The sequence below is a fragment of the Candidatus Obscuribacterales bacterium genome (assembly GCA_036703605.1).
GTDB lineage: Bacteria > Cyanobacteriota > Cyanobacteriia > RECH01 > RECH01 > RECH01.
In genome coordinates this window covers 1-5,834 of the sequence record DATNRH010000902.1, presented here as the reverse complement: position 1 = coordinate 5,834, position 5,834 = coordinate 1, and the positions used below count along the sequence as shown (strand labels likewise).

The following is a 5,834-nucleotide window of genomic DNA, read 5'->3' as shown; positions in this document are numbered from 1 at the left end:
AGCACCTACTGGAATCCACTCCTTCTAGAGAACCAAGGGCAATGGCAGCCGATCCAAGGATTAGACAACCTCGTTGAAGAACTCACCCTCAGCATGGATCAAGAAACCGGTAACTATACCCGGTTAACGAGGTTTCATCCTGGCGCTGATACAGCGAAGGCTGGCAGCAAATCCCATAACTATCCTGAAGAGATCTTTATCGTCAGCGGTCGCCTCTATGACCAAGCCTTTGATATGTGGTTGGAACGTGGTCATTATGCCAGTAGACCGCCTGGAGAAGTGCATGGGCCCTTCAAAACCGATATTGGATGTGTTGTTCTTGAAATGTCCTTTCCGCATCAAGCCCAGAAATAAGATAAGTACAGATGTCACAGAATATCAGACTTGAGCAGGCCTAGGTCTAGACTCAGACAGATTGACTGCACCACCAATCCAATAACACCGCACGGCACTGTAAGCAGCTCAGTTCAGCCAGCAAAACAGAAATCCCAGCGCGACTGATCTCGTAGCTTTTACCGATTTGAGGGGCTGTTCCTTCTTGGAGGTGGGCCACAAAACTGTAGAGGACTTGATTGGAAAAAGAGCTATTTACGGCCCAGCCCTTAGAATTCAGAGGTTGAAGCTGGGCGATCGCTTCTCGGGCTATCCCTAATTCTCGCCTCAGAATCTCGGCCGCTACGGTTGGGCGATCGCTGCCCTGGGGACAGCGGCCACCGGGAAAATCCCAGGTTTCAGCGCCCAGTCCAGGACGATACATGGGTGGAGGCAGTAAGATACGATCGCCCTGGATAGGTAACACAATCAGCAAGTCGGCTTTTTCGATACGCCAGTAGTCGAGGAAGCGATCGCCCGCCTGGATATGTTCACCAATTAAGTGAAACCAAGGCGTTGATATATCTACAAAGCGATCGCCCACCTGCCACTCGGGATCAGTCATTTCGGCTCATTCAGGTGTTGTTTCAGTTGGCTGATGGTATTGGGACTAAGAATGGCCTTCACCACCACCCGCTGGGACTCATCCTTGAGGGTTAGAACAGTCTTATCTAAATCGTGGGTGACGTTGGTTTGGGGAAACTTGAGCTCAATCACCTGGTAAACAACCTCAGGAAGCGCCACCTGGATCACCACTTCATTTTGGGTTTTGGGATAGATATAGAGTTCTTGCCGTAGATTATCTAGCTCTAAGCGCTGGGGCGTGATGTTGCGCTCGCCCTCTACTTTGGATTTTTGCCAATACAGCGTAATACCTCGTACCTGGGGATGCGTCACCCGAAAGGTTTCATCAAACCGCTGGGGCTCCCAGTTGAGGTTATGAAGGTCGTGGGTGGGCTGGATCAGCCGTTGTTTCCAAGAAATATCTTGATCGTGCAAATCAGCCCACCAATCGCTAATTTCTGCAAAATGGTTGGCATTGTCGGGATTGCTGCTGCCCAGTTGCCAAATAGTTTTTGCCTGCATCGCTCTGAACCTATGATGAACTCTCAACCTACGGTGAACGCTAGAGACCAAAATCGTCTCTGGATTCAGAATAGGCTGGTCTGGAGGCAAGGTGCTAGATTTTTAAGATTTCCGCTAGAAGTTGTGGGGAGGGATGGCTAGCGATCCCCACCCACAGACGGCGATCGCTAGGTGAGGACGACGGACTGGGAGGCGATCGCTCCACTGACGGCGATCGTTTCTTGGCGGGCCCAGCGATCAGCTTCCAGAATGTCATCCAACGTGGGCGTGGCCAGGTTGTGGGCTTGATGGCGATCGCACACCGCCTCAATCACTCTGGGAATGTCGAGGAACTGGATCTGCTCATCGATAAACAGAGCTACAGCCTGCTCATTGGCAGCATTGAGCACAGCGGGCATGGAACCACCGGCGCGACCAGCGGCGTAGGCCAGTTGCATACAGGGATATTTCTGATGATCCGGCTCTCGGAAGGTCAGGTCGCCAGCTTTCACCAAATCCAGCGGTTTCCAATCGGTATACAGGCGCTCGGGCCAGGAGAGGGCATAGAGCAAGGGCAGGCGCATGTCGGGCCAACCGAGCTGGGCCAGCATGGAGGTATCCTGCACTTCAATCAGGGAGTGAATAATGCTTTGGGGGTGGATGACGATGTCGATATGGTCGTAATCGAGCCCGAATAGGTAGTGGGCTTCAATCACCTCTAACCCCTTGTTCATCAAGGTGGCGGAGTCGATGGTGATTTTGGGGCCCATAGACCAGTTGGGGTGCTTAAGCGCATCAGCGACCTTCACCGTGGGCAGTCGATCTACGGGCCAATCGCGGAAAGCACCGCCGGATGCCGTTAAGACAATACGCCGTAGACCACCAGCAGGAACGCCCTGCAAACATTGGAAGATGGCAGAATGCTCGGAATCCGCAGGCAGCAGCTTGACGCCATGCTTCTTCACCAAGGGCAACACCACAGGGCCACCCGCAATCAAGGTTTCCTTGTTGGCCAAGGCAATATCTTTGCCCGCTTCGATGGCCGCCAAGGTGGGCAGCAGACCAGCACAGCCGACGATGCCCGTGACCACCGCCTCCGCATCGCCGTAGCGAGCCACTTCCACCACGCCTTCCTCGCCCGCCAGAATAATCGGCTGAGGATCGAGGTCAGCGATCGCTGCTTGGAGTTCGGGCAATTTGTCAGCGGCACATATGGCCACAATTTCGGGCTTAAATTGGCGCACTTGGGCGGCCAGCATCTCCACATTGCGCCGGGCAGCTAGCCCCACAATCCGAAATTGCTCTGGATACTGATGCACAATATCCAGGGTTTGCGTCCCAATTGACCCGGTGGATCCAAGCAGGGTAATAGCTTTCACAATATCTTAATCTTATGGGTGAGCGGCCTCTCCACTATAAAATGTCGCGGATACCTTGAGTGCAAGGAATTTTTTAAGGATTGGTAAGGTTCACCAAAGATTGACCTCGATTCCCTAGCTTGATCCCCCAGCGCGCTCCAATCCCCCAAAGATCACCCCGTCGCTTCTACCATAGAGATATAGGCGTTTCTCACGGATGACTCCCGGTATGACCCGCAATACTGACCCGTTTAACGAGCGCGATCTCCAACGACTACAGCTTTTCATCTACTTCATTCCAGTCATGGGCTTCTTCCCGGCCCTCTGGGCGCTCTACCGACAACAGGGCGATCGCCGCCAGCAGATTGCCAGTCGTCTTTCCGTGGTGCTAGCCCTGGGCTGGGTGCTCAGTTATGCCTTGCTGGGAGCCGGGGCCCAGAGTTCTGCCAACCTCTCCTTCTCGCTGCTGCTAGCCAATAGCGTAGTCACCTCCGGCTACTTTCTCACCAGTTTTTGGCTGATGCTGCGGGTGTGGCAACGTAAACCGTTATGGTTGCCCGGCGTCAGTGATATTGGCGATCGCTTGCCTTAATGGGCTGAACAGGATTCAATAGCGATGGCAGTCTCATCCACCGCAGTTAGCCCCCGCCCGGCAAGTTGAGCGGAATGGGTTGCTGAAAGATGGTAGGTTCTGAATGCATTCGATGTCCTGGATCCAACCTATGGATATTTTCAATAAACTTACGTAAGCTGTAGCATTAGATTCTCGATCGAGGACATCGTGTCTCCACAGAAACACTCTCATTCATCTCAGGGGTCTAAACGGTTTTCAACGCAATCGCCCAAGTCTCGTCGGTGGCGATGGCTATGGATGGCGTCGGGTCTCGTCGGTGTCGCGATCGTTTCAGCGACAGCCGGAGCCTTCTTGGCGGCAACCCTAGCAAGTACACCTTTGCTACAAAGCCAACTCAGCCCGGAAGATGCTGATGCCTTTGACCAAGACGGTATTTCCAGCGGCGAAACCTTTCAATTGCCCAAGCTCACCCGCCCGGTCAACATTCTTGTCCTAGGTGTAAAAGTTCTGAGTTCCGACGTCGAGAATCCACCGCCGGAGGTGCGTGACTTGGGCTATCACGCCTTGGTCAACTCCTTTGATGGTCTCTCAGACACCATGATGCTGGTGCGGTTTGACCCTAGAGATAACACGGTTACGGTGCTTTCCCTGCCCCGCGATACCCGTACCTTTGTAGACGGTGTGGGAGTGACCAAGCTCAACGACGCCAACGCCTACGGTGGCCCAGCCCTAGCGGCTCGCTCCGTCAGCTATCTTTTGGGAGACATTAGCATCGATCGCTACGTGCGCATCAACGTTCAGGGTGTGGAAAAGCTGATCGATGCCCTCGGCGGCGTGACGGTCTATGTGCCGCAAGATATGCGCTATCAAGACGATAGCCAGCACCTTTATATCAACCTGGAAGAAGGGGAACAGCATTTAGATGGTGAACAAGCCATGCAGTTCCTCAGGTTCCGCTACGATCAGTATGGCGATATTGGTCGGGTGCAGCGGCAGCAAGCTTTTATGGGTGCGTTGATCGAGCAAACCCTCAGTCCGGTGACCCTAGCGCGGATGCCGAGAATCCTATCGGTCATTCAAGACAATATTGATACCAATCTCACCGTCGAAGAAACGGTGGCGCTGGTGGGTTTTGCAAGCACAACCCAGCGATCGGATGTGCAAATGCTGATGCTGCCGGGGGATTTTAGTCTATCCGGTGAGTATGAGCTAAGCTACTGGCTGCCCAACTACAATGCCATTGATGCCATGGTGGATCAATATTTTGTGCAAGGGCGATCGCAGGAGCTGATGGAGCCAAGCCGCCTACGCATTGCCATACAGGACACAATGGGGCGACCGCGCAGCATCAGCCGCCTGCTTGATAAGCTCTACGATGCCGGCTATGACAATGCTTATCTGGAAGCCGATTCTACAGAACCACTTGCAACCACCCGGATTATCGTCCAGCAGGGCGATACCCAAAGTGCCGAAGAACTACAGCGGGTGCTGGGCTTTGGCGATGTGCGGGTGGAAAGCACCGGCGTGCTAGATTCGGACATTACAATTCGGGTGGGCGAGGATTGGTTGGAAAGCGATCGCCCCTAGTTAGACGACCCTAGGGGGAGCAAGAGCCAGCCTGCTGCAAAACCTGGCACAATAGACGACAGATGTATTACGTTGGTCTGCCATGCACGCGCTTTCAATTCCCACCTGGATTATTCATGTTTCTAGTGTGATTGAGTGGATCGTCGCCATTTGGCTCATTTGGGTCTACAGCGGCGTTAGCCAAAATCCAGCTTGGCGCTATCTGGCGATCGCCATGTTGCCTCTGTTGGTGAGCGCGATGTGTGCCTGTACCTGGCACTTTTTTGATAATCCGCTAAATCTCGAATGGCTGGTGACGCTCCAGGCGGCCATGACGGTGGTGGGGAATTCAACGGTCTGCGCTGCGGCTTGGTGGATCTGGCGATCGGCAACGTTGACCACGCCGCCTAGTTCGTAAGATCGGTGTGGCCAGTCTGGTTGAGACATGTTCCCAGTAGGTGGACTCAATAAACCTTGTTGCAGGGTGTTTTTAGGTATGGCTGCAACTACTGTCTTGTGAGCTTTTCATGCGTTACGGCTTCGCCTAACGTATCCTACTGACTTAAATCGTCTTACCTTTAATAGGGATATTTGTTTAATGCTGGACAAGCGTTTAGCGATCGCCCTTTTCAAGCGAGGATGATTCTGCGGGATCCTGAGGATCATAGCCCCTAGCTTCCAAAGCCTCGGTAAGATCGCGAGCTAAATACAGCATTCGGATCAGCAAAGGTACGAGGAGACGAACGGGATGGCGATCGCATCCTCGGGCTCGCTGGGCTTCTTGAATAGCCTGGAGTTGTTCCAGTAAAACAGGGATAAACCGAATGGCGATGGCAATCACTAAACTGACCTGTCCTGGATTAATGCCAATGCGACGCAGCGGTGAAAGCCAGCGTTCT

The 5,834-nt window shown here is 53.4% G+C and carries 8 protein-coding genes; 4 read left to right on the top strand and 4 right to left on the bottom strand.

The features are described 5' to 3' along the window. Positions 1-354 (top strand): cupin domain-containing protein (locus V6D20_18530; protein HEY9817778.1); only part of this gene is annotated, 354 nt, incomplete at its 5' end. Between the two features lie 52 nt (positions 355-406). Here the strand turns inward: V6D20_18530 and V6D20_18525 are convergent. The 3 genes from V6D20_18525 to dxr all read right to left on the bottom strand — a co-directional run bounded on the left by V6D20_18525 (position 407) and on the right by dxr (position 2,816). Continuing rightward, on the bottom strand, positions 407-937 hold the full coding sequence (locus V6D20_18525) for a hypothetical protein (GenBank protein HEY9817777.1): 531 nt from the start codon (positions 935-937) through the stop codon (positions 407-409). Further along, the gene (locus V6D20_18520; protein ID HEY9817776.1) at positions 934-1,458 is read right to left on the bottom strand and encodes a hypothetical protein; all 525 of its coding nucleotides are present in this window, start codon (positions 1,456-1,458) and stop codon (positions 934-936) included. Before V6D20_18520 ends, V6D20_18525 begins: the two co-directional genes overlap by 4 nt. Before the next feature lie 167 nt (positions 1,459-1,625). Next, positions 1,626-2,816, bottom strand: coding sequence for a 1-deoxy-D-xylulose-5-phosphate reductoisomerase (dxr, locus tag V6D20_18515; GenBank protein ID HEY9817775.1), 1,191 nt, complete (start codon positions 2,814-2,816; stop codon positions 1,626-1,628). Between the two features lie 196 nt (positions 2,817-3,012). Here dxr and V6D20_18510 point away from each other — a divergent pair, with 196 nt between their 5' ends. From V6D20_18510 to V6D20_18500, 3 genes are all read left to right on the top strand, one after another. Next, positions 3,013-3,387, top strand: a complete 375-nt coding sequence (locus tag V6D20_18510; protein ID HEY9817774.1) for a hypothetical protein — start codon at positions 3,013-3,015, stop codon at positions 3,385-3,387. A 279-nt stretch (positions 3,388-3,666) separates the two neighbouring features. Continuing rightward, a complete protein-coding gene (locus V6D20_18505; GenBank protein HEY9817773.1) occupies positions 3,667-4,956 on the top strand; it encodes an LCP family protein in 1,290 nt (429 codons plus the stop codon). 82 nt (positions 4,957-5,038) lie between these two features. Then, complete coding sequence (locus tag V6D20_18500) at positions 5,039-5,353, top strand: DUF2499 domain-containing protein (GenBank protein ID HEY9817772.1); 315 nt, start codon at positions 5,039-5,041, stop codon at positions 5,351-5,353. A 195-nt stretch (positions 5,354-5,548) separates the two neighbouring features. Here the strand turns inward: V6D20_18500 and V6D20_18495 are convergent. Continuing rightward, on the bottom strand, positions 5,549-5,834 hold a 286-nt coding region (locus tag V6D20_18495), incomplete at its 5' end, for an energy-coupling factor transporter transmembrane component T (GenBank protein HEY9817771.1).

Coding starts and splice junctions, on each gene's coding strand:
- V6D20_18500 (HEY9817772.1), top strand. CDS start 5,039: ATGCACGCGCTTTCAATTCCCACCTGGATTATTCATGTTTCTAGTGTG.
- V6D20_18520 (HEY9817776.1), bottom strand. CDS start 1,458: ATGCAGGCAAAAACTATTTGGCAACTGGGCAGCAGCAATCCCGACAAT.
- V6D20_18525 (HEY9817777.1), bottom strand. CDS start 937: ATGACTGATCCCGAGTGGCAGGTGGGCGATCGCTTTGTAGATATATCA.
- V6D20_18505 (HEY9817773.1), top strand. CDS start 3,667: ATGGCGTCGGGTCTCGTCGGTGTCGCGATCGTTTCAGCGACAGCCGGA.
- V6D20_18510 (HEY9817774.1), top strand. CDS start 3,013: ATGACTCCCGGTATGACCCGCAATACTGACCCGTTTAACGAGCGCGAT.